This is a genomic window from Streptomyces sp. NPDC101191, from assembly GCF_044767915.1.
GTDB lineage: Bacteria > Actinomycetota > Actinomycetes > Streptomycetales > Streptomycetaceae > Streptomyces.
In genome coordinates, this window is sequence record NZ_JBIWOU010000005.1 from 303614 (window position 1) to 326114 (window position 22501).

The 22501-nt window shown below is 72.9% G+C and carries 21 protein-coding genes; 10 read left to right on the forward strand and 11 right to left on the reverse strand.

The features are described 5' to 3' along the window. Position 1: 1 nt before the first annotated feature. From ACIRQF_RS21245 to ACIRQF_RS21255, 3 genes are all read right to left on the reverse strand, one after another. Positions 2 to 2254, reverse strand: a complete 2253-nt coding sequence (locus tag ACIRQF_RS21245; protein WP_404094548.1) for a bifunctional serine/threonine-protein kinase/ABC transporter substrate-binding protein — start codon at positions 2252 to 2254, stop codon at positions 2 to 4. Positions 2255 to 2259: 5 nt separating this feature from the next. Then, positions 2260 to 3087: a hypothetical protein gene (locus ACIRQF_RS21250; protein WP_404094020.1), complete on the reverse strand. Its 828-nt coding sequence runs from the start codon at positions 3085 to 3087 to the stop codon at positions 2260 to 2262. Between the two features lie 91 nt (positions 3088 to 3178). After that, entirely contained in the window at positions 3179 to 3583 is a 405-nt protein-coding gene (locus ACIRQF_RS21255; RefSeq protein ID WP_376633225.1) for a winged helix-turn-helix transcriptional regulator, read from the reverse strand. Between the two features lie 95 nt (positions 3584 to 3678). Between ACIRQF_RS21255 and ACIRQF_RS21260 the strand changes: the two genes are divergently transcribed. Together ACIRQF_RS21260 and rarD are read left to right on the forward strand one after the other, a co-directional pair. Next, a complete protein-coding gene (locus ACIRQF_RS21260) occupies positions 3679 to 4545 on the forward strand; it encodes an NAD(P)H-binding protein (protein ID WP_382478628.1) in 867 nt (288 codons plus the stop codon). 116 nt (positions 4546 to 4661) lie between these two features. Beyond that, positions 4662 to 5741 (forward strand): EamA family transporter RarD, encoded by a 1080-nt coding sequence (rarD, locus tag ACIRQF_RS21265; RefSeq protein WP_382478631.1) that lies wholly within the window; start codon positions 4662 to 4664, stop codon positions 5739 to 5741. Positions 5742 to 5829: 88 nt separating this feature from the next. Here rarD and ACIRQF_RS21270 read toward each other — a convergent pair whose 3' ends face one another. Beyond that, entirely contained in the window at positions 5830 to 6147 is a 318-nt protein-coding gene (locus ACIRQF_RS21270; RefSeq protein WP_382478633.1) for a DUF6401 family natural product biosynthesis protein, read from the reverse strand. 262 nt (positions 6148 to 6409) lie between these two features. Here ACIRQF_RS21270 and ACIRQF_RS21275 point away from each other — a divergent pair, with 262 nt between their 5' ends. From ACIRQF_RS21275 to ACIRQF_RS21285, 3 genes are read left to right on the forward strand one after another with little or no spacing between them, the layout of a single operon-like run. After that, on the forward strand, positions 6410 to 6862 hold the full coding sequence (locus tag ACIRQF_RS21275) for a VOC family protein (RefSeq protein ID WP_389753521.1): 453 nt from the start codon (positions 6410 to 6412) through the stop codon (positions 6860 to 6862). 4 nt (positions 6863 to 6866) lie between these two features. After that, positions 6867 to 7694, forward strand: coding sequence for a 4-hydroxy-tetrahydrodipicolinate reductase (gene dapB / locus ACIRQF_RS21280; RefSeq protein WP_376633215.1), 828 nt, complete (start codon positions 6867 to 6869; stop codon positions 7692 to 7694). A 41-nt stretch (positions 7695 to 7735) separates the two neighbouring features. After that, a complete protein-coding gene (locus ACIRQF_RS21285; protein WP_404094026.1) occupies positions 7736 to 8230 on the forward strand; it encodes a nuclear transport factor 2 family protein in 495 nt (164 codons plus the stop codon). A 181-nt stretch (positions 8231 to 8411) separates the two neighbouring features. On the opposite strand, the gene ACIRQF_RS21290 is transcribed toward ACIRQF_RS21285, so the two are convergent. From ACIRQF_RS21290 to ACIRQF_RS21300, 3 genes are all read right to left on the reverse strand, one after another. Next, on the reverse strand, positions 8412 to 9104 hold the full coding sequence (locus ACIRQF_RS21290) for a DUF6882 domain-containing protein (protein ID WP_404094028.1): 693 nt from the start codon (positions 9102 to 9104) through the stop codon (positions 8412 to 8414). Positions 9105 to 9134: 30 nt separating this feature from the next. Beyond that, positions 9135 to 9653, reverse strand: coding sequence for a DUF1203 domain-containing protein (locus ACIRQF_RS21295; protein ID WP_376633209.1), 519 nt, complete (start codon positions 9651 to 9653; stop codon positions 9135 to 9137). 107 nt (positions 9654 to 9760) lie between these two features. Then, the gene (locus ACIRQF_RS21300; RefSeq protein WP_404094031.1) at positions 9761 to 10807 is read right to left on the reverse strand and encodes a helix-turn-helix domain-containing protein; all 1047 of its coding nucleotides are present in this window, start codon (positions 10805 to 10807) and stop codon (positions 9761 to 9763) included. Positions 10808 to 10925: 118 nt separating this feature from the next. Here ACIRQF_RS21300 and ACIRQF_RS21305 point away from each other — a divergent pair, with 118 nt between their 5' ends. The 3 genes from ACIRQF_RS21305 (at position 10926) to ACIRQF_RS21315 (ending at position 14561) form a co-directional block, all read left to right on the forward strand. Further along, on the forward strand, positions 10926 to 11822 hold the full coding sequence (locus ACIRQF_RS21305) for an alpha/beta hydrolase (protein WP_404094034.1): 897 nt from the start codon (positions 10926 to 10928) through the stop codon (positions 11820 to 11822). Between the two features lie 31 nt (positions 11823 to 11853). Further along, positions 11854 to 13098, forward strand: coding sequence for a serine hydrolase domain-containing protein (locus ACIRQF_RS21310; RefSeq protein ID WP_404094037.1), 1245 nt, complete (start codon positions 11854 to 11856; stop codon positions 13096 to 13098). 149 nt (positions 13099 to 13247) lie between these two features. Next, positions 13248 to 14561 carry a M28 family metallopeptidase gene (locus tag ACIRQF_RS21315; RefSeq protein ID WP_404094040.1) on the forward strand — a complete coding sequence of 438 codons (1314 nt, stop codon included), beginning with the start codon at positions 13248 to 13250 and terminating at the stop codon, positions 14559 to 14561. 95 nt (positions 14562 to 14656) lie between these two features. Here ACIRQF_RS21315 and ACIRQF_RS21320 read toward each other — a convergent pair whose 3' ends face one another. Then, on the reverse strand, positions 14657 to 15889 hold the full coding sequence (locus ACIRQF_RS21320) for an outer membrane lipoprotein carrier protein LolA (RefSeq protein WP_382478652.1): 1233 nt from the start codon (positions 15887 to 15889) through the stop codon (positions 14657 to 14659). A gap of 165 nt (positions 15890 to 16054) precedes the next feature. Beyond that, on the reverse strand, positions 16055 to 17065 hold the full coding sequence (locus ACIRQF_RS21325) for a polyprenyl synthetase family protein (RefSeq protein ID WP_376633194.1): 1011 nt from the start codon (positions 17063 to 17065) through the stop codon (positions 16055 to 16057). Positions 17066 to 17365: 300 nt separating this feature from the next. Between ACIRQF_RS21325 and ACIRQF_RS21330 the strand changes: the two genes are divergently transcribed. Then, positions 17366 to 17542 carry a hypothetical protein gene (locus ACIRQF_RS21330; protein WP_404094044.1) on the forward strand — a complete coding sequence of 59 codons (177 nt, stop codon included), beginning with the start codon at positions 17366 to 17368 and terminating at the stop codon, positions 17540 to 17542. Between the two features lie 55 nt (positions 17543 to 17597). Further along, the gene (locus ACIRQF_RS21335; RefSeq protein ID WP_404094047.1) at positions 17598 to 19607 is read left to right on the forward strand and encodes a CocE/NonD family hydrolase; all 2010 of its coding nucleotides are present in this window, start codon (positions 17598 to 17600) and stop codon (positions 19605 to 19607) included. A gap of 112 nt (positions 19608 to 19719) precedes the next feature. Here ACIRQF_RS21335 and ACIRQF_RS21340 read toward each other — a convergent pair whose 3' ends face one another. Continuing rightward, a complete protein-coding gene (locus ACIRQF_RS21340; RefSeq protein ID WP_404094050.1) occupies positions 19720 to 21003 on the reverse strand; it encodes an LPXTG cell wall anchor domain-containing protein in 1284 nt (427 codons plus the stop codon). A gap of 87 nt (positions 21004 to 21090) precedes the next feature. Beyond that, complete coding sequence (locus ACIRQF_RS21345; RefSeq protein ID WP_404094053.1) at positions 21091 to 22359, reverse strand: LPXTG cell wall anchor domain-containing protein; 1269 nt, start codon at positions 22357 to 22359, stop codon at positions 21091 to 21093. Positions 22360 to 22501: the final 142 nt, after the last annotated feature.

Here is a 22501-nt window from a genome sequence, read left to right on the forward strand (position 1 = left end):
GTCAGCTCTTCTTGTTGGCGGGGGTGGACGGAGCGGCGCCGATGGTCTTGTACGCCCCGTTCTCCACGCCGTAGACGAAGGTGCCGACCCCCTTGAGCTCGCCGTGGTCGTCGAACTGGTAGCCGCCCATGGCGCCGGCGTAGGTCTGCGCGCGCAGGGCCTGCCAGAGGCCCTTGCGGGAGAGCGGGCCCTTGGCGGCGCTGGTGAAGAGCCAGGAGGTCACCATGTTGACGACGTCGAAGGACTCGCCCGTGTAGAAGGCGGGGTCGGTGCCGTAGCGCTTGCGGTGGGCGGTGAGGAAGTCCTGCACGGCCTTGTGGTCGGCGGGCTTCTGCTTCGCGTCGGCGGCCCGCGCGACGGGGTCGACGACCGGAGCGCAGACGAACCAGCCCTCGGCGTCGGCCCCGGCCTCCTTGAGGAAGGCGGAGCCGAAGACGTGCTGACCGGCGAACTTGGGTCCGGTGAAGCCGAGTTCCTTGAGGGCGCGGGCGGCGCGGACGGCCGTGGAGCGAACGCCGCAGTGGATGTACGCGTCGATGCCGGCGTCGATCATCTCCCCGATGATCTTGCGGTAGTCGGTGGCCCGGCCGGGGACCACCCGGAAGTGGGGGGTGATGCCGGCGTACTTGAAGCCGAAGCGGACGCCGCCGGTGTACTGCCAGCTGTACTGGTCGTCGGTGCGCTCCTGGAGGACGCCGGGGCGCCGGACCTGCGGCAGCAGCGTGGCGGTCCAGGCGAGGTAGGTGCCCGCCATGATGTGGTTCGGGATGGCGCGCAGCACGGTGGTGTTCGGCGGGCTGGGCGCGGCGCGCAGGGCGAGCATGTTGTAGCCCGCCGACACGGTGAGGAGCGGCAGACCGGCCTCCTCGAAGGCGGGCAGCGCGGCCTGGCCGGTGTCGTCGGAGGTGGGGCCGAGGACGGCGACGACGGACGGGTCGGTGGTCAGTCGGCGGGCGGCGGCGAGGGCGCCGCCGCGGTCCCCGCGGTCGTCGGACACCTTGAGTTCGAGGGTGAAGGGCTTGCCCTTGTGCAGCGCGTTGAACTGCTCGACGGCGAGGCGGGCGCCGCGTTCCTGGGCCTGCCCGATCTCCTTGGCGGGTCCGGACAGGTCGGCGAGGAGACCGATCGCCCAGGTGTTCCGCTTCGGTGCGGGGGCCTTGGCGTCGCCCTTGGTGTCGTCGTCTCGCCGCGCGTCGACCAGCGCGTAGGCGCCGCCGCCGGCCGCGAGCACGGCCGCCGCGGCGCCGAGCAGCAGGAAGCCGCGTCTGCTGGGCTTCTGCGCCGCGGCCGGGTCGATGCCGGGTGCGGTCGCGTCGATGGCGGGGAGGGCGAGCATCGCGGCCGAGCGGGTGGCGATGGTGGTGACGACCGGGGCGGGCAGCCAGTCGGCGGCGGCGCCCGGCGCGTCCTCGGTGAGCCGGGCTGCGACCTCCTCGGCCGTGGGCCGCTCGGCCGGCCGCTTGGCGAGGCACTGCCGTACGAGGTCGAGCAGGCCTTCCGGCACGCCGGCGAGGTCGGGCTCGTCGTGCACGGTCCGGTAGAGCAGGGCGTCCATGCTGCCGCTGCCGAACGGCGGGCGGCCGGTGGCCGCGAAGGCGAGGAGGCAGCCGAGGGCGAAGACGTCGGCGGCCGGCCCGATCTCGGCGGCGCGGGCCTCGGCCTGCTCGGGAGCGAGGAAGCCGGGGGTGCCGACGACCATGTCGGCCGAGGTCAGCCCGGTCTCCCCGGTCACGCGGGCGATGCCGAAGTCGATCAGCCGCGGGCCGTCGACGGCGAGCAGGATGTTGCCGGGCTTCACGTCCCGGTGGACGAGTCCGGCCGTGTGCACGGCGGCGAGCGCACGGGCCACGGCTCCGCCGAGGATGCGTACGCTCCGCTCGGGCAGCGGTCCGTGCCCGCGGACGGCCTCGCCGAGGGACGGGCCCGGCACGAAGGCGGTGGCCATCCACGGCTCGGGCGCGTCGGGGTCGGCGCCGAGCACCGGGACCGCCCAGGGGCTGACGACCCGCCGGGCCGCCTCGACCTCGCGGCGGAAGCGGGCCCGGAAGTCGGCCTGGTCGGCCTGCTCGGAGTGGGTGACCTTGACGGCGGCGAGTTCGCCGTTGCCGGTGCGGCCGAGGTAGACGACGCCCATGCCACCGGCGCCGAGGCGGCCGAGGAGCCGGTAGCCGGCGAGCTGGGAGGGGTCGGAGGGGAGCAGGGGCTGGAGGGCGCCGGGCTCGGGGGCTCCGGAAGCGGCGGCGGACTGGGCCATCGGGCTCACGACTGGGCTCCCAACTGCGCCTTCACGCGCTCCTGCATCGTCACGTTGGCCCGGACCTGGTCGGGGTTGATGTCGGCTTCGGTGTAGCCGGGGGCTCCCTTGACGACGGTGGCGACGGTGACCTGCCCGATGCGGGTCTGGTACCAGGTGTAGAACTGGCGTCCCTTGAAGGCGTCGTTGAGGTAGAAGCCGCGCTCCAGGACGGAGTCGGTCGTGGTGACGTTGCCGCCGATGCCGTAGGGGGTGCCGAGGGACATCAGGTCGGTGATGCGTTCGCCCTCGCGCAGCCGCTGGCCGGGGCAGCGCAGCGCCTCCTCCAGCGTCTCGGCCATCTCCCAGTCGGCGTCGGACTCGGTGCGGTGCACGGTGACGGTCGCGGCGACCCGCAGCACGCTCTTGCCGCCGGCGGCCGGGATCTCGCTGTAGGCGGTGACGCTGGAAAGGACGGTGCCGGGGCGCTCGCCGCCCTCCCAGGTGCAGTCCTCGTCGAGCACCGGCCAGGAGCCGGGGGTGCTCAGGTACGGGGTGCGCTTGACGTAGTCCGGGCCCCAGCCGTCGGGTCCGGCGACGATCGCGAGGGCGATCCGTTCGGCGTCGGCCGCGGTCCTCGGCGCGCGCGACGGGTCCGGGGTGAAGCCGATGCCGGTCGGGGTCGGGGTCGGGCTCGCGGGCGCCGGCGCGCTCGTGCTCGTACCGCCCTTGCCGTCGGTCCTTCCGGCGCCCTCGACCTCGCCGGTTCCTCCGTCGCTCCCGGAGCAGCCGGCCAGGAGCAGCGCCGCGCCCGCCGTCATCACCCCGCAAGCGCGCAGCAGTCTTCGCCTCACGTGCGCCACGATTCCCCCTACAAACGGTCACGGAACCCCCGTAGGTGAGCGATCGTACGCCGAGCGCCTCCAACGGACCCTGGCTACAACATCATTGGGACGATCCGCGTACGGAGTCGTAGCGGACGCGGGCCTCCTGGACCGGGCCGAGCCGGCGCTCGGTCCAGCGCCCGAGCTCCGCGACCAGGTGGGCGGCCTCGGTGCCCAGTTCGGTGAGGCTGTAGTCGACGCGGGGCGGGATGACCGGCTTGGCGTCGCGGTGCACGAAGCCGTCGCGCTCCAGGGTCTGCAGGGTCTGGGCGAGCATCTTCTCGCTGACGCCGCCGATGTGCCGGCGCAGCTCGCTGAAGCGGTAGGAGCGCTCCAGGAGCGCGATGAGGATCAGGACGCCCCACCGGCTGGTGACGTGCTCCAGGACCAGCCGCGAGGGGCACATCGCGTCGTTGATGTCCGGCCGCGGGGGCGCGCCGGCCACCGCACTCTCGCTTACTCCCATATCAGTACCTTACTTCAAAGTGGGTACTTACGAATAGATAGCGCTGCCCATACGGTGAGTGCATCACCCCGCGAAGCACAGAGGAGATCACCGTCATGAGCATCGTCGTCACCGGAGCCACCGGTCAGCTCGGCCGCCTCGTCATCGACGAGCTGCTGGACCGGGTCCCCGCCGAGTCCGTCGCCGCCGTCGTCCGCGACAAGGACAAGGCCGCCGGCCTCGCGGAGCGCGGGGTCGAGCTGCGGATCGCCGACTACAGCAGCCCCGAGACGCTCGCGGGCGCGTTCGCGGCCGGCGACCGGGTGCTGCTGATCTCCGGCAGCGAGGTCGGGCAGCGGGTGGCCCAGCACACCGCCGTCATCGCCGCCGCCAAGGCCGCCGGCGTCGCCCAGCTCGCCTACACCGGCATCCTCGGCGGCCCGGAGGCCGACTTCGGCCTGGCCGACGAGCACAAGGCGACCGAGCAGGCGATCCTCGACTCCGGCCTGCCGTACACCTTCCTCCGCAACGGCTGGTACACCGAGAACTACACCGCCAACCTGGCGCCCGTCCTCGCCCACGGCGCCGTCGTCGCGAACGCCGGCGAGGGCCGGGTCGCCTCCGCCCCCCGCGCCGACTACGCCGCCGCGGCCGCGGCCGTGCTCACCGGCCCGCTCGACGAGCACCTGGGCCGCGCCTACGAGCTGAGCGGCGACGCGTCGTGGTCGTTCGCCGAGTACGCGGCAGAGGTGGCGCAGGCGTCCGGCCAGGAGATCACGTACACGAACGTGCCCGCCGCCACCCACCGGGAGATCCTCGTGGGCGCCGGCGTCCCGGCCTTCTTCGCCGAGATCCTCGTGGAGGTGGACGAGGCGGTGGCGCGTGGCGCGCTGGCCGCACGCGGTGACGACCTCTCGCGCCTGATCGGGCGCCCGACGACGCCGATCGCGGAGACGATCCGGGCGGCGCTCGCCGGCGCGTGACACGAGGCGCTTGATCCGTCAGGACCGTATGGCGATACGGGCATGACAGCCGGCCCCTCGCGGCGCTACCTTTCGACTGGACGCGCGGCGCAGGGCCGGCAGGGGCTGGAGGTCCGGTGAAGACGGAGCACGACGAACGATCAGGACTGATCTACGGAATCGCCGCCTACGGCATCTGGGGCCTGTTCCCCCTCTACTGGCCCCTCCTCCAGCCCGCCGGAGCGGTCGAGATCCTCGCCCACCGGATGGTCTGGTCGCTCGCCGTGGTCGCCCTCGCCCTGCTGGCCCTGCGCCGCTGGGCCTGGGTGGGCGAGCTCTTCCGCACCCCGCGCCGACTGGCCCTGATCGCCCTCGCGGCGGGCCTGATCACGGTCAACTGGGGCGTCTACATCTGGGCCGTGAACGCCGGCCACGTCGTCGAGTCCTCGCTCGGCTACTTCATCAACCCGCTCGTCAGCATCGCCCTCGGCGTGCTCGTCCTCAAGGAGCGGCTTCGGCCCGCGCAGTGGGCGGCCGTCGGGATCGCCCTCGCGGCCGTCGTCGTGCTCGCGGTCGGCTACGGGCGGCTGCCGTGGATCTCGCTCGTCCTGGCCTGCTCCTTCGGCACGTACGGCCTGGTGAAGAAGAAGGTGAACATCGGCGGCCTGGAGTCGCTCGCCGCCGAGACCGCCGTCCAGTTCCTGCCGGCGATGGGGTACCTCGTCTGGCTCGGGGCGCAGGGCGAGTCCACGTTCACCTCGGGAGGGGGCGGCCACGCCGCGCTGCTCGCGACGACCGGTGTGATCACGGCGGTGCCGCTGGTCGCCTTCGGCGCCGCGGCCATCCGCGTCCCGCTCTCCACGCTCGGCCTGCTCCAGTACCTGGCGCCGGTCTTCCAGTTCCTGCTGGGCGTCTTGTACTTCCACGAGGCGATGCCGCCGGAGCGCTGGGCGGGCTTCTCGCTGGTGTGGCTGGCCCTGTCGGTCCTGACCTGGGACGGCCTGAGGACGGCCCGGCGCAGCCGGGAGGCACTGGCCGCGGCGGCCGTCGCGGCGACGACGGCGGCCGCGGCTGCGGCCACCGCCGCCACGGCCTCGACGGCCGGGGCGCCGGCGACGGGTGCGGTGGCGGCAGGTGCGGCGGCGGCCGCCGGTCTCGTCACCGCGGCCGGACCCGGCGACGGGGACACCGACAGCGCACCGCTTCCGGCGCCGTAGGGCCCGCCTGTCGATTCGCGCCGGATCAGACCGGGTCCGTTCGGTGCGGGCGATCGGTGTGCGGGGCGCGGACCCCGCCGCCCCGGGCTCAGGCGGCCAGCAGGTCGTGCTCCCGGATCAGCCAGCAGACTGCGGTCAGCCGCAGTGTGGCGAAGTCGTGGCCGACGGGCTCGACCCAGTCGGACTCGGTCAGCCGGTCGGTGAAGCCCAGGACGTAGTCCGCGAGTTCCTCGCGGTGGACGGTGCGGGCCTGCGGGCCCCGCCGGGCGGCCGGGAGCGCGTCGCACACGGCCGCCGCGTGCTGGTCGACGGCGGCCACCAGCCCGGGCTCGAAGGAGAACTCCGAGAGCCGGGGCATGTACGTGGCGGCGACACCGACCAGGGGGCAGTCGGGCGAATCGTTCATCCCTCCACATTAGGCGCGGAACGCGCGACTCAGGCCGTGACCTTGGTCGCAGGCCCGGGGACCTCCGGGGACGTCTCCCCAGGGGGCACGCGGCCGCTCCCGCTCCCGACCCCGCTCTCCCCGTACCCCCGGGGCCGTGATCACCGCGCCGCGGAGGAGCACCGGAACGAGCCCGCGAGGCCTGCGACGCGCGCGAGGCGGCGGAGCGGGCGAGGGGCGTGGCCTGACGGACGTTGTCCGTGGCGCCCCCTATAAAGGGGCGATGACCGCACTCCACTGGAAGCTCGTCATCGACGCGGCGGATCCGCACGCCCAGGCCGCCTTCTGGGCCGCCGCCCTCCACTACCGGCGGGAGGACCACAGCGCCCTCGTCGAGCGGCTGCTCGCCGCCGGCGCCGCCCCGCCCGAGGCCACCCTGACCGTCGACGGTCGACCGGCCTGGCGGGACCTGGCGGCCGTCCGGCACCCGGACGAACCCTTCGACCCGGCCTCCGACACGGGGCTGGGGCGCCGCATCCTCTTCCAGCGGGTACCCGAGCCGAAGGCGGGAAAGAACCGGCTCCACCTGGACCTCCACCCCGCCCCGGGCACCCGCGAGGCCGAGGTGGCGCGGCTCGAAGGGCTGGGCGCGAAGGCCCTCCGCCAGGTGGCGGAACCGGGCGGCTCGTGGACGGTCATGGCGGACCCGGAAGGGAACGAGTTCTGCGTACATTGACCGCATGACGCCCAGCAAGATCCGAGTCTGCTTCGCCGGGATCACCGGCTGGACCGCGCCGCCGATCGTCGCCGCCCTCGACCGGGCCGAGGACCTGACCCTGGTCTCCGGGGTCTCCCGCTCCTCCGCAGGCCGGTCCCTGACCGAGGCGGTCGGGTCCCGGGCGGAGGGGCAGGTGTACGGCTCGGTCGAGGAGGCACTCGCGGCCGAGCCGGCGGACGTGCTCGTCGACTACACGAGCGCGGCCGCCGTCGGGCCGCACGTCCGGGCGGCGATCGAGGCGGGCGTCCACGTCGTGGTCGGCTCCAGCGGCCTGACCGCCGAGGACTACGCCGTACTGGACGCGCTCGCCCGGGAGCGGGGCGTCGGGGTGATCGCGGCGGGCAACTTCTCCGTCATGGCCGCGGTCCTCTCCCGCGCGGCGGCGCTCGCGGCGGAGCACCTGGAGCACTGGGAGATCATCGACTACGCGAGCGCGACCAAGCCGGACGTGCCGAGCGGCACCGCCCGCGAGCTCGCCGAGTCCCTGGGCGCGATCCGTGCGCCCGAACAGGGCGTCCCGGAAGCAGAACTGATCGGCCCGCCCGAGGCACGCGGCGCGGAAGTGGCCGGCGGCCGGGTGCACTCGGTGCGCCTGCCGAGCTTCGTCGTCAGCACCGAGGTCGTCTTCGGCGGCGACGGCGAGCGGCTCACCCTCCGCCACGACGCGGGCGCCACCCCCGACCCGTACACGGCGGGCACGCTGCTCGCCGTACGGCGGGTGGGCGGGACGGTGGGCGTGCGCCGCGGACTGGACTCCCTGCTCTTCGACGGCCAGGTCGAGCCGGCGTGATCCGGAAGGGACGGCCCCACCACCCCTGCTAGGAAAGAGGGATGGACACCGAACACCTTGACGAGACGGACCGATGGATCGCCGAGCGGGCCTGCGAGCGCCTGGTCGTCGACTTCGTGCACAGGCTCGACCTCGGCGAACCGGGCGACGTGGCCGAGCTGTTCACGGAGGACGGGTACTGGGACTGGCCGGAAGGCGACCGTCGTATCCAGGGCCGTGACGCCCTCCGAGGCTATTTCGCCGGCCGCCCCGCGGACCGGCTCTCACGCCGGATGTGCACGAACATCCTGGTCACGGTCACCTCCGCGACCACCGCGACGGCCACCACGTACTTCACGACCTACCGCGTCGACGGATACACGGGCGGCTACGTGCCGCCACGGGCCCCGACGCAGGTCGGCCACTACGAGGACACGTTCCGGAAGGTCGACGGCCGGTGGCTCCTCGACTCCCGGACCCTGTTCCTGGCGTTCGCGGGACCGACGGACCGACTGCGGGCGGCCGACGAGGACCAGGAGAGCACACCGGTGTCGTAGGCGGGAGACGGCGCCCGGCCGGGAAGGAGGAATACCCACCCTTTCCATGATCAGGGCATAGCGCACAGGGGGTCTTGCGGCAGGGCCCCCCGGACGCCGCACAATTGCCGACCTGATTTCGGCCGTGCGCCGAGTGTGCGTGCCGGGCGGGCCCGACCCGGCGGGAACGGTCGGACCGGCCCTAGGGCAGCGCCGTGAGCTGGACCCCCGCGATGCGACCCAGCCGGTCGAAGGCGATCTCGACCGTGCTGCCGCCGGGGAGTTCGGCGACGATCCGGTCGCCGCCCTCGGTGCGGCGGGGCAGCTGGTGGTGGTCGAGGTAGCCGTCGACCACCTGCCGGGGCGAGTGGCCGATGAGGCCGGCGCCGGTGAGCAGGGTGCGCGGCAGGGAGACCGGGTCCAGGGCGGCGCGCGGCACCTGCGGGTCGTCGGGCAGGAAGTACACCTGGGTGGCGGGGCCCGCAGGCACACCGATGTAGCCGGGCGCCTCGGCGACCCCCATGCCCGTGAACGCAAGCGTCTCGGCGGCCCGCCGGGGGTCGTCGAAGCCGGACAGGTCCACGATCTCGTCGGTGAGTTCGGCGATGCCGTGCGCCCTCCCGTACCGCTCGACGGCGGCGGTCAGGGCGACCACCTCGGTGCCGCGCAGCCCGGGGTTCGCCCAGCCCCACATCCAGGACCGCTCGTCCATGTCGTACGTGCCGAGGACGGCGACCCGCAGATCGAGCCCGCCCTGGCGGTAGCGGCAGGCCGGGAGGTCGGCGGTCCAGTCCCCGTCGGGCAGGAACGCCATCAGGGCTTCGAGCTGGGCCGCTCCCCAGGCGGCATGCCGTTCGGCCTCGAGAAGGAACGCGTCGCTGAATGAGCTCACCATGGCCTCGACCCTAGCGCCCGTCCCCACACGCTAGTTCGGGCGCCGTACCTCGAACTGGAAGCAGCCGTACTCGACGGCCCTGACGTGCACGAGGGCGACGTCCGGGTCCGCGAAGGCCTCGTCCAAGGCCCGGTCGAAGCCCTCGGTCGCGGCCTCGGGGATCTCCAGGAGCCGCCCGCCGACGATCCGCCCGGCGGCGTCGTAACGGCGCAGGGTGCGCAGCGCGCCGGGCCGGTCGAAGGGGTAGCGCCCCGGCTCGCCGCCGTCCGGCCCGCCGCACTCCTCGGCGTGGACGAACACGGGCCCCTGCTCGTCGTACGCCCCGGGCTCGGCGCCGCTCTCGGCGGCCCAGCGCCGCAGCGGCGCGTACGTCACGAGCGCGATCCGCTCCCCCGGCGCGACGACCCGCAGACAGCAGCGCAGCGGGCTCCCGACCCCGGTCTCCTCGGTCGCGGCGTACGCGAGACACGGCCGGCCGGCGTCGTCACGGAGCCGCAGCTCGGCGAGGGCGGCGGGCGGGATGGGCAGTGCGGTGTAGGTGGTGTCCATGCCCCCACCCTCACGCGCGCGCGAGGCGCACGCTGGCGCTATTCGGACGCGGAACTGACGAACCCGGCCGGCCTCCTCGCGCCCACCGACGGCCTGCCCCGATACCCCTAGTCCCCTCGCCCCTCCAGCAGCCGCCACACCGCCAGCGCCAGCCGTGCCCTCGTCAGGCCCGTCGGGTCCGTGAGGTCGAGGGACAGGGCCTTGCCGAGGTGCTCCAGGCGGCGGGAGACGCTGCTGTGGTGGAGGTGGAGCAGGTCGGCCGCGCGGCGGAGGGAGCCGGTGGCGCAGTAGGCGTCGAGGGTGGCCAGGTCCTCCGGGGTGCCGGCGACGCGGGCGAGGGCCGCCACGTCCGGATTGGTGCGGGCCGCCTCCGGTGGGACCTCCGCCAGGAGGGCCAGGGCGCCCAGGTCGGCGTGGTGGACCACGGGTGCGCGCGGGGTGGTGAAGCGCAGGGCGGTGCGGGCGCGGCGCCAGGAGCGGTCGGGGCGGTCGGCGGCGGCGAGGCCCGCCCGGGTGCCGGGCGGGAAGCGGCCCGGGTCCACCGGTTCGGCCGTCAGGAGGACGCCCACGTCGTCGAGCGGCGCCGCCTTGACCAGGTCGGAAGGGGAGACGAGGGCGCCGACGCGGTCGAGCGGGAGCTCGGAGCGAACGGCGACGACGTGGACCGGGCGGCCCGCGGCGAAGCCCAGGAGGCGCAGGGCGCGGGCGCGGGCCGCCTCGTCGGTGCCGTCGGCGACGGCGAGTTCGACGAGCGCCGGGTCCGCCATCGTCGTGCGGGCCGGGCCGTAGCGTTCCACGGCCGCCGCCACGGCGAGGGCGAGCCGGTCGAGGAGGATGTCGTCGAGGGCGTTCGGGGGGCCGGGGCGTTCCAGCCAGACGGCGCCGATCTCCTCGTCGTCGAGGGTGATCGGGGCCGTGGTCGAGGCCGGGAGCGGCTCCGTGGTCGCCTCCGTGCCGAGCGGTGACACGCGGACGGTGCGGCCGGTGCCGTGGAGGCGGATCCCGGTCACGCACTCGGCGAGGCCCGCGGAGGCGCGGGCGAGGGCCGGGAGGTCCACGCGCCGGCGCATCAGGGTGTCGTAGAACGCGACGATGCGGATCGCGCCGTCCACGTACGGATCGAGTCCCGACAGGCGCAGGGCCAGTGCCTCCATGGCAGCAGGATACGGAGGGCCGGCCGGCGGCCGGGGCGCCGAACGGCGCGTACGGACCGGCCCGTTCGCGACGTCCGGCGGATGATCCGCCGGGACTCCGGGCCGGAGGATGGGCCGCATGGACCCCGAACTCGAAGTGTTCGTACCGCTGTTCCCCCGGGCGGAGCTCGGCGACCCGGCCGCCGCCCGTGAGGGTCTCGCCGCGCTGGCCGCCGCGATCCCGTCACCCGAGACGCCCGGCCTGGAGGTCGAGGACCTCACGGTGCCGGGCGACCCGGACGTGCCGGTGCGCGTCTACCGCCCGCGGGGGGCGTACGGCGCCCTCGTCTGGCTGCACGGCGGCGGGTTCGTGACGGGCGACGTGCGCACCGAGCACCCGTGGGCGACCCGGATCGCCGCCGGCTCGGGAGCGGTCGTCGTCTCGGTCGGGTACCGGCTGGCCCCCGAGGACCCGTTCCCGGCCGCCCTGGACGACGCGTACGCCGTCCTGGAGTGGACCGCCGCGCACGCGGCCGAACTCGGCGTCGATCCCGGGCGGATCGCGGTCGGCGGGCACAGCGCCGGGGGCGGACTCGCGGCGGCGGTGGCCCTGCGCGCGCGGGACGAGCAGGGGCCCGCGATCCGCTTCCAGCTGCTCAACCAGCCGCAGCTGGACGACCGGCAGGAGACCTGGTCGCAGCGGAACTTCACCGACACGCCGTGGATCGACCGCGACAAGGCCGCCGCGTCCTGGCGGCACTACCTCGGCGGCCGGCCCGCCACCCCGTACGCGGCGCCCGCACGGGCGGAGGACCTGTCCGGGCTGCCGCCCGCGTACGTCGCCACCGCGGAGCTGTGTCCGAACCGGGACGAGGACATCCACTACGCGCTGCGCCTCCTGCGGGCGGGCGTGTCGGTGGAGCTGCACCAGTGGCCCGGCACCTTCCACGGCTCGCAGGCGATCGTCTCCGCCGACGTCTCGCAGCGGCAGAACGCCGAGCTCGGCGCGGTGCTCCGGCGCGCCCTCGCCGGCTGAGGCCTTCCACCACCCACGAGAGGACGAACCCATGAGGATGCGCAGGGCACTGTGCGGCGGCATGGCCGCGCTGACCATCGGCACCGGCACGGTGACGGCGGCCGCCGCACCCGGCGGGGCCGGTGCGACACCCCCGGTAGGCGGCACGGGCCGCCCCGCGACCCGGCTCGACGGCGCGGGGCTGCAGTCCGCGCTGGACGGTCTCCACGAGGCGGGCGTGCCCGGCGTGTTCGCCGAGGTGCGGGACTCCGGGCGGACCTGGCGCGGCGCCGCCGGGGTCGCGGACCTGGCCACGGGGCGGCCCGTCACGCCCGGCCTGCGGCACCGGGTCGGCAGCATCACCAAGACCTTCGTCGCCGCCGCCGTCCTGCAGCAGGTCGAGGCGGGCCGGCTACGCCTGGACGATCCGATCGGTGATCATCTGCCGGATCTCGTGCCGGGAGAGCGCGGCCGCACGGTCACGGTGCGCATGCTGCTCAACCACACCAGCGGCATCGCCGAGTACATCCCCTACGCCTTTCCGTCCATCCAGGGCGGCCCTTCGGGCGTATCCGCGCAGAGTCTGGACGACAACCGGTTCCGGCGGTTCCGGCCGGCCGAGCTGATCGCGCTGGGGCTCGCGGCTCCGCCGTCCGGCACGCCCGGCGCCACCCCGGGGGCGTACTCCAACACCAACTACCTGCTGCTCGGCGCGCTGTTGGAGCGGGTGACCGGCACCTCCGCCGTGGACCACATCACCCGGAACGTCATCGTGCCCGCCGGACTGCGGCACACCTCGTTCCCCGCCGGGCCGCGCGTCGAGGGCCCGCATTCGAAGATGTACGAGGCGCTGTGGGGCGTGCTCGACCCGCCGCGCGACTACAGCGTCTACGACATGTCGTGGGTGATGGCCGGGGCCGGGCTGGTGTCCACCATGGAGGATCTGAACCGGTTCTACGGGCGTCTTCTCGCGGGCCGGGTCGTCGCGCCGTCGTCGCTGGCGGAGATGCGGCGCACGGTCCCGGTGGTCGCGCTCGACGGGTCGACCATCGAGTACGGCCTCGGGCTGCACCGGGTCGAGATCCCGGGCTGCGGCACCTTCTGGGGGAACGAGGGCACGGTCTGGGGGGCCGGCACGGTCTCGATGACCCGGGAGGACGGCGGGCGCCAGTTCTCCTTCGCGATCAACCTCATGCGGTGGAACGGCCCGGGGCGGCCGCAGCCCCATCCGGTCGACGGCGCGCTGGCGACGCTGAAGGGGCGGGCACTCGGATGTTCGATGAGCGAACACCCGTGACCGGTTTCTGCTCTTGACGGGAAGTCAAACTCTCACTGAACATTCGTCACACACAGCGCAGCCGCACAGCTCCAACGCCTCGCACCACCCACGGTGCGAGGCGCTCGCACGTTCCGTCCCATCCCCAGTTCGGAATCCGGAGCCCCCACATGAAACTCTCCGCGAGACTGTCCGCCATAGCCGGCGCCTCGGCGCTCGTCGTCGGTGCCTTCGCCGGCGCCGTCCCGGCCAACGCCGCGCCGGGCACCGCCGCCGCCGTCACCCCGCCCGACATCTCGGTGACCAACGTCAAGCAGCACCTCACCGACCTCCAGTCGATCGCCACCAGCAACGGCGGCAACCGCGCCCACGGCCGTACCGGCTACAAGGCGTCCATCGACTTCGTGAAGGCCAAGCTCGACGCGGCCGGGTACACCACCACGCTGCAGACCTTCACGTCCAGCGGCGCCACCGGCTACAACCTGATAGCCGACTGGCCGGGCGGCGACCCCAACCAGGTCGTCATGGCCGGTTCGCACCTCGACTCGGTCTCCGCCGGGCCCGGCATCAACGACAACGGCTCCGGGTCCGCCGCGATCCTGGAGACCGCGCTCACCGTCTCCCGCACCCAGTTCCAGCCCACGAAGCACCTGCGCTTCGCCTGGTGGGGCGCGGAGGAGCTGGGTCTGGTCGGCTCGAAGTACTACGTCAACAACCTTCCGACCACCGAGCGTTCGAAGATCAGCGGCTATCTGAACTTCGACATGATCGGCTCGCCGAACCCGGGCTACTTCGTCTATGACGACGACCCGACCATCGAGCAGACCTTCAAGACCTACTTCGCCGGGCTCGGCATCCAGACGGAGATCGAGACCGAGGGCGACGGCCGCTCGGACCACGCCCCGTTCAAGAACGTCGGCGTCCCCGTCGGCGGACTCTTCACCGGCGCCGACTACACCAAGACCGCAGCGCAGGCGCAGAAGTGGGGCGGCACGTCCGGTCAGGCCTTCGACCGGTGCTACCACTCCTCGTGCGACACCACGGCGAACATCAACGACACCGCCCTGGACCGCAACTCCGACGCCATCGCGTACGCGATCTGGAACCTGTCGAGCGGCACCACCACCCCGCCGACCGGCAAGGTCTTCGAGAACACCGCCGACGTGTCCGTCCCGGACAACGGCGCCGCGGTGACCTCCTCGGTGACCGTCTCCGGTGTCACCGGCAACGCCCCGAGCAACCTCTCGGTCGGTGTGAACATCGTCCACACCTACATCGGTGACCTCGTCGTCGACCTCATCGCCCCCGACGGCTCGGTCTACAACCTGCACAACCGCTCCGGCGGCAGCGCCGACAACATCAACCAGACCTACACCGTGAACGCCTCCTCCGAGGTCGCCAACGGCGTCTGGAAGCTCCGTGTCCAGGACAAGGCGTCCGTCGACACCGGCTACATCAACAGCTTCAAGCTGACCTTCCCGTAAAGGGAAGGGCGCGCGCCGCACGGCACGCGCCCTCCGAAACGCCCGGGTGGGTCGGTGACCATCGCCCCGACCCACCCGGGGTCCCAACTACGGTGTCACTTGCCGGAGTTCGCCGCGTCCACGAGGGCCTGCGGGGTGACCGCGCCGACGTAGACCTTGCCGTCGTCCGTCATCAGAGCGTTGACGATCTTCGTCTTGAAGACGGTGCCCGATCCGAACTTCCCGCTCACCTTGTCGCCGAGGGCGTCCAGGAAGCCCTGGACCTCCTGCGGCGCCTCGTCGGTCTTCGGCGCCGGGGCGCCGGAGTCCAGCTTGGCGATGGTGGTCCAGCCCTCGCCGATGACGGCGAAGCCGCCGCCCTCCGCGCCGTGGCCGCCCTTCGCACCCTCCTCCGGGTCGCCCAGGCCGTTCAGGCCGCCGAGACCGCCGAACAGCCCGTCCAGCCCCTTCGGAGCCTTGCCGGCCTCCTTCTCGGCGGCGCCCTCCGTCACCTTGGCGCCCTTCGGGGCCTTGAAGTCGAAGGTGCCGGCGTCCGGCTTGCCGAAGTCGACCTTGGTGAAGCCCGCGTCGACGACCGGCTTGCCGCCGCTGGTGGAAGCCAGCGTGAACTTCAGCGGGGTGCCGTTGGCCGCGTCCACCGCGATCTTGACCGACTCGACCGTCGAGCCGGCCTGCTTGGGCTTGATGACGAGCTGGTACGCGTCCCGGCCCGCCACCTTGGCGGTGCCGCCGACGGTGACGGAGGTCGTGTCGCCGGCCGCCTTGAGGACCTCGTCCGCGAGCTGCTTCGGCGTGGCCGGCAGCTCCTTCTCCTCGGGCGCCCGGCCCTGGGCGTCCTTCTCGTGGAAGACCTCGTCGGACTTGCTGTCGTAGCCCCAGACGTCGGCGCCGTTGTGGATCAGGCTGTACTCGTCCGAGCCGTCCAGCAGCGTGAGCTTCTGCCGGTCGGGCCCGTCGGCCGCCACCCGCAGGGTGTGAGAGCCGGAGACGAGCTGGGTCAGCTTCTCCGCCGGGTCGGCCGAGGAGGAGCCGCCGCCCGGGGCCGCCGGGAGCAGGCCCGCGAAGGACGGCAGGCCCAGGTCGGTGTCGATCTTGAAGGTGCCGGACAGGGTCTGGGTGTCCGACGCGGCGATCTTCTCGATGAGCTGCTGCGCCGTGATCTCCGGCAGATCCGGGTCGCCCGACGCGGCGAGTGCCGGGACAAGCCCGATGGTCGCCGCGGCCACACCGGCCACCGCGACCGGGACGATGTATCGGCTCGCCTTGCGCTGTCCTGCCATGGTCTGCGTTCCCTCCGTGCCCTCGTGGACCGTGCTTGATGGATCCATCTCATCAAGAAGGCGGGACCGGATCGTCAGCCCCCGGGATCAAACTCGCGTACCTCTCGGGGATGACCCACCCCTAGGGCGCGTCACCCGATCGGCCGTCAGGTGCCCGGGAGGGGCGCGGCGAGGGACGGGACGACGGGCACGCCGGACGGCGCGCCCCGTCCGCTAACCCGCGCGGTGCACCACCGCGTCGCACAGTTCCTGCAGGGCCGACTTCGCGTAGCCGTCGGCGAGCGGGGCCAGCATCGCGCGGGCCTCCTCCGCGTAGCGGACCGTCTCCCGCCGGGCCTGCTCCAGGGCGGGGTGGACGCGCAGCCGGCGCAGGGCCTCGGCGTGGCGGGCGTCGTCGCTCAGGTCGCCGTCGACGAGGGCGAGCAGCTCCAGGTCCTCGGGGCGCCCGTGGGCGGCCGCGGCGGCCCGGAGGTAGAGCACGGGAAGGGTGGGGACGCCCTCGCGGAGGTCGGTGCCCGGGGTCTTGCCGGACTCGTGGGAGTCGGAGGCGATGTCGAGGACGTCGTCGGCGAGCTGGAAGGCGACGCCGAGCCGCTCCCCGTACTGGGTGAGGGTGTCGACGACGGACTCGTCGGCGCCGGACATCATGGCGCCGAAGCGGCAGGAGACGGCGACGAGGGAGCCGGTCTTGCCGCCGAGGACGTCGAGGTAGTGGTCGACGGGGTCGCGGCCCTCCTGGGGACCGGCGGTCTCCAGGATCTGGCCGGTGACGAGCCGTTCGAACGCCTCGGACTGGATGCGTACGGCCTCGGGCCCGAGGTCCGCCAGCGTGTGCGAGGCGCGGGCGAAGAGGAAGTCACCCGTGAGAACGGCGAGCGAGTTGCCCCAGCGGGTGTTCGCGCTGTCGACGCCGCGCCGCACGGCCGCCTCGTCCATGACGTCGTCGTGGTAGAGCGTGGCGAGGTGCGTGAGTTCGACGACGACGGCCGAGGGCACGACGCCCGGCGCGTACGGGTCGCCGAACTGGGCGGCGAGCATCACCAGCAGCGGCCGGAACCGCTTGCCGCCGGCGAGCACCAGGTGCTGGGCGGCCTCCGTGATGAACGGTACGTCGCTCTTGGTGGCGTCGAGGAGGCCCGCCTCCACGGCGGCGAGGCCGGTCTGGACATCGGCTTCGAGAGCCTGGTCCCGCACGCTAAGACCGAACGGCCCGACGACGGTCACGAGGGGATCTCCTGTCTGCTGACGCCTACTGACGCTGTCCTTGACGCTGTCCGGACCGCACGCCGATCACTCGGATTGTCGATGTGTCGGTCCACGCACTCAAGCCAGCGTATCCGGTCACGTTTCGATCACCGTGGGCGCCTTCCCGTCACCCCCGGTATGTTCGTGATCAGCCCATACGACCAGGAGTAGGCGTTTTGTCCCGAACAACGATCGCCACCGGCACGAACGGCGAGCGGCCGCCGCCCGAAGACGACCGCGCCCTCTTCGGCCGGCCGGGGGTTGCTCACTCTCCCGGGCGTGGGGGTCCGGCAGCGGTTCTCCTTCCTCGTCGTGCGGGCCATCCCGGTCCGCGACCTCGACCTGCTCACCCTGGTCCCCGCGCTCACTCAACTGGTCTCCGTGATCGCTCTGGTTTCCGTGATCGCCCTGGTCTCCGTGATCGCCCTGGTCCCCTTGATCGCTTGGTCTCCGTGATCGCCCTGGCGCCGTGGCCGCGCCGCACCACGCACCCCGTCCACTGAGGTGACCGATGGACCCGAAGCCGAAGATCCGCACCGAGTTCCCGTACGAGACCCGCCACGAGGACGTCCGCATCCCCATGCCGGACGGGACGCGGCTCTACGCCCGGATCTGGCGCCCGCTCACCGACGAGCCCGTCCCCGCGCTCCTCGAGTACCTGCCCCACCGGCTGACCGATTGGACGGCGCCCCGCGACTGGCAGCGGCATCCCTGGTACGCGGGCCACGGCTACGCCTCCGTACGCGTCGACGTCCGCGGTCACGGCAACAGCGAGGGCCTGCCCGGCGACGAGTACGACGCCACCGAGCTCGCCGACGGCGTGGCCGTCGTGCACTGGCTCGCGGAACAGCCCTGGTGCACCGGCGGGGTCGGCATGTTCGGCATCTCCTGGGGCGGCTGCAACGCCCTCCAGATCGCCGCGCTCGCCCCCGAACCGCTGAAGGCCGTCGTCACCGTCTGCTCCACCGACGACCGCTACGACAACGACGTGCACTACAGGGGCGGCTCCGTCCTCGCCGTCGACATGCACGCGTGGGCGGCGACCATGCTCGCCTTCGTGTGCCGCCCGCCCGACCCCCGGTACGCGGGCGAGGAGTGGCGGACGACGTGGCTCAAGCGCCTGGAGGCGGTGGAGCCCTTCGTCCACACCTGGCTGGCCCACCAGACCCGCGACGCGTACTGGCGGCACGGCAGCGTCTGCGAGGACTACGGGGCCGTCCGCGCCGCCGTGCTCGCCGTGGGCGGCTGGCACGACCCGTACCGGGACACCGTGCTGCGGCTCGCCGAGCACCTCCCCCAGGACCGGATCCGCGGCATCATCGGCCCCTGGTCGCACCAGTACCCGGACCGCGGGCTCCCGCCGGGCCCCGCGATCGGCTTCCTCCAGGAGACCCTGCGCTGGTGGGACCACCACCTCAAGGGGCACGAGAACGACGTGATGGCCGAGCCGCTGCTGCGCTCCTGGATCAGCGGGTCGCATCCGCCCGCCACGGTGTACCCGGAGCTGCCGGGCCGCTGGGTCACCGACCCCGCCTGGCCCTCGCCGCACGTCGCCCCCGTCACGTACGGCTTCCAGGGCGCGCCGGTCGTCGTCGACTCGCCGCAGCAGACCGGCCTCGACGCGGGCCGCTTCCTCCCCTTCGGCAACGACGCCGACCTGCCGCCCGACCAGCGCGACGAGGACGCCCACTCGGCCTGCTTCGACTTCCCCGTCCCCGAGGACGCCGGACCCATCGAGATCCTGGGCAGGCCCGCCGTGCGCCTCCACCTGATGACGCCCGCGCCCACCGGCCAGGTGATCGCCCGGCTCTGCGACATCGCCCCGGACGGCTCCTCCACCCTGGTCACCCGGGGCGTGCTGAACTTCTCCGCCCGCTACGGGCGCGACCGGGCGGTCGAGGCGCAGATCGGCGAGTGGGAGACGTACGACCTCGAACTGAACGGCATCGGCCACCGCTTCCCTCCCGGCCACCGGGTCCGGCTGGCCGTCTCCTCCGCGTACTGGCCCTGGATCTGGCCCCAGCCCGACGCGGCCGGCTTCACCCTGGACCCGGCCGGCTCCTCCCTGACCCTTCCGGTCCGCACCCCCACCACCGACGCCGTCGAGTTCGGGGAGCCGGAACAGTCCGCGCCGCTGGGCGTCAGCCACCCCGGCACCCTGGAGGAGCCGCGGCCGGAGCGGATCGTGGTGCGGGACGTGGCGAAGGGCGAGTGGAAGCTGGAGGTCGACCCCCGCTACGGCGGCACCCGGGTCTATCCGGACGGCCTGGAGTTCACCGAGGACGCCCTGGAGACCTACACGATCGCCGAGTCCGACCCGCTCTCCGCGCACACCCGCTCGGACTGGTCGATCCGGCTGCACCGCCCCGAAATCGCCTGGGACGTCACCATCACCACCCGCTCGGAGATCTCGTGCGACGCGGACGCGTTTCTGACGTCGGACGAAGTCGTCTGCAAGGAAGGCGGGGAGGTCGTCTTCCACCGCACCTGGGAGAAACGCATTCCGCGCACGGCGGGGTGAACGGGCGCTCGTGCGGGCGGAATCCACTGTGTAAAGGGCCTGCATTCCGCCACGGAATGCAGGCCCTTTACCGCACTGCGTTATCGGACGCCGGAGGCGCCGGGTCGTAGGGTTACGCGTCCGCGCCGGCCCTGCGGCGGCGGACCACGACCATCGCGCCGGCGCCCAGGGCCACGGCCGCGGCGCCCGCGAGGGCGATCGGCATCGTGGAGGAGCCGGCACCGGTCCTGGCGAGCGTGCCGCCGGTGGAGCCGGAGGTGCCGTCGGTCACCGGGGTGTCGGACTGACCACCCTGCTGGGAGGTGCCGTTGCCACCGGTGGAACCGCCGGTGGAGCCGGAGCCGGGCTTCCCGGGCTTGCCGGGCTTGTGGGGCTTGGTGACGGTGAAGGTGACCTGATGGCCCTTCTCGGCGATACCGCAGGACACGCCCTTGTCGACGTACCGGGCGACGACGGGCAGCACGCCCGTGTCCGCCTTCGCCGCGGCACCGACGGCGACCTTCAGCTTGAAGTCGATCGACTTGCCCGGGGCCAGGGAGGTGTCGGCGGGCGAGGACGAGGTCACCGTGAAGTTCTTGTGGTCCTGCTCGATCCGCTCCATCCCGAAGACCAGCGCGTCGACGGCCACCTCCTCCAGCCGGGCCGTGCCCTGGTTGGTGACGCGGAAGGTGAAGACACCGCTGCCACCGGCCGCGATCTTCTTCGGGCCGGTCAACGAGCTGACGAGGTCCGGGTTCTTCGTGCCGTCCGTGCAGGTCGCGGCCGTCGCCTCCGCGAGGGCGTCGGCGAGCGCCTTCTTGGCGGCGTCGAGGGCCTTCTGCGCGTCCTCGTGGGGCTTCTGGTAGTCCTTCCAGAAGACCTGCACGAGCCGCACCCGCTCGTCGGAGAGGGCCTTCCCGGCCTCCGAGGCCTTCGTGTCGGCCGCGGTCTTGGCGGTGGCGGCCTCGCCGGCGGCCTTGCGGGCGTCGTCCACGGCGTTGTGCGCCGCGTCCTTCTGCTCCTGCGTCGCCTCGGCGGGCAGCTCGGCCAGCGCCTTCTCGGCGGCGGCCAGCTTCCCGTCCGCCTCCTTCTTCGCCGCGGCGGCGGCGTCGGCGGCCTTCCTGGCCTCGTCGTACGCGATGACGAGCGGATGGGTGCCGCCCTGCGAGACCGACAGCTTGTCGAGGTCGGCGTCGAGCTGCCGCTCGCCCGCCTCGCGGGCGGCGCCGGCCTCGTCGAACGCCTTCTGCGCGGCGGCGACCGCCTCCCGCAGCGCCCCGATCGTCTGCTTCTTGTCCTGCCGCGCGGCCGCTCCGGCCGGCTTGCCGTCCGCGAACGCGGGCGCCGCGGCCAGGAACACCACCGGAGTGGTGACGGCGGCCGCGACGGCCGTCGCGAGAAATCGGCGCATCTTCATGGACATCCCCCCTCGGGAAACGGAAGGGCCCCGATCCCGAGACAGCGGATCGGGGCCCTTCCTTCGGAAAGCGGTGGTGCGGTGCGGTTACGCGTCCGCGCCGGCCTTGCGGCGGCGGACCACGACCATCGCGCCGGCGCCCAGGGCCACGGCCGCTGCGCCCGCGAGGGCGATCGGCATCGTGGAGGAGCCGGCACCGGTCTTGGCGAGCGTGCCGCCGGTGGAGCCGGAGGTGCCGTTGGTCACCGGGGTGTTCGACTGGCCGCCCTGCTGGGTGGTGTTGCCGTTGCCGCCGGTGGAGCCGGGCTTGGAAGCCTTGGTGATCGTGAAGTCAGCGGCGGCGCCACCACCCCAGCCACAGGAGCCGTCCTTGTTGTCGTACCCGGACGCGGCAAGGAGCGATGCGAAGGCCTTGGGGGCCTTGGCGTTGACGGTGACGCGCAGCTTGACGTCTGCGGTGGCCCCCGCCTTCATGGGCTTGAGGTCGACTACCGCGAAGTCCTCGTCGACGTCCTGCCAGGAGCCGTCGACCGAGGCCTTGAGGTCCAGCCACTTGTTCAGGTTGCTGTCGCCGGTGGCCGCGTTGACCAGGTTGATCTCGGCGCCAGGCGCGTCCAGGGTGGCACCCGTCGCGTTGGTGAGGCGCAGCGAGAAGTCGCCGCTGGAGCCCGCGGCGATCTGCTTGGGACCGGTCAGACGGACGGTGAGAGTCTTCTCGACGTCCTTGCAGCCGTCAGGCTCCTCCTCGGCCTCCTTCAGCGCCTTCTCGGCCGCGTCGAGAGCGTTCTGGGCCTCCTGCTCGGGCTTCACGTACTTCAGGTTGTACTCACGAGAGAGGCGCACACGCTCGTCGTCGATGGCATCGGCGGCCTCGTCGACCTTCGTGTCGGCGGCGGTCTTGGCCGCCGTGGCCGCTTCAGCGGCGGTCTTGGCCTCGGTCACGGCCTGCTGAGCCGTGTCCCTCTCCTCCTGCGTGGCAGTGTCGGGCAGCGCCTTCAGGGCCTTCTCGGCCGTGGCGAGCTTCTCGTCCGCCGCGGTCTTCGCGTCGCCGGCGGTCTTGGCCTTCGCCATGGCGTCGGTAAGCGTGACGGCGAGGGCATGGGTCCCGCCCGGCGCCAGCGTGGCGAAGGCGACGTCCAGCTGCTTGCTGCCCTCAGCACGGGCTGCCTTGGCGGCGTCGAGTGCCTTCTGCGCGGCGGCGACCGCGAGCTTCAACTCCTCGATCGTCGGCTGGTCGTCCTGCGTCTGCGTGGTACCCGGCTTCGTGTCGGCGAACGCGGGCACGGCGGAAAGGAGCACGACCGGGGTGGTCACGGCGGCGGCCACGGCGGTCGCCACAATGCGGCGAATCTTCAAGATGGACCTTTTCTGGTCGGACGAAGATGAGAACAAACAGAGTTGTGGGGCCGCGCCCGCGGATACCTCACGCGGCGCGACATAGCGGTGATCGTATGACCGGAATAAGGCCGGGGAATAGCCGGATTGACGAGTCCGTGAC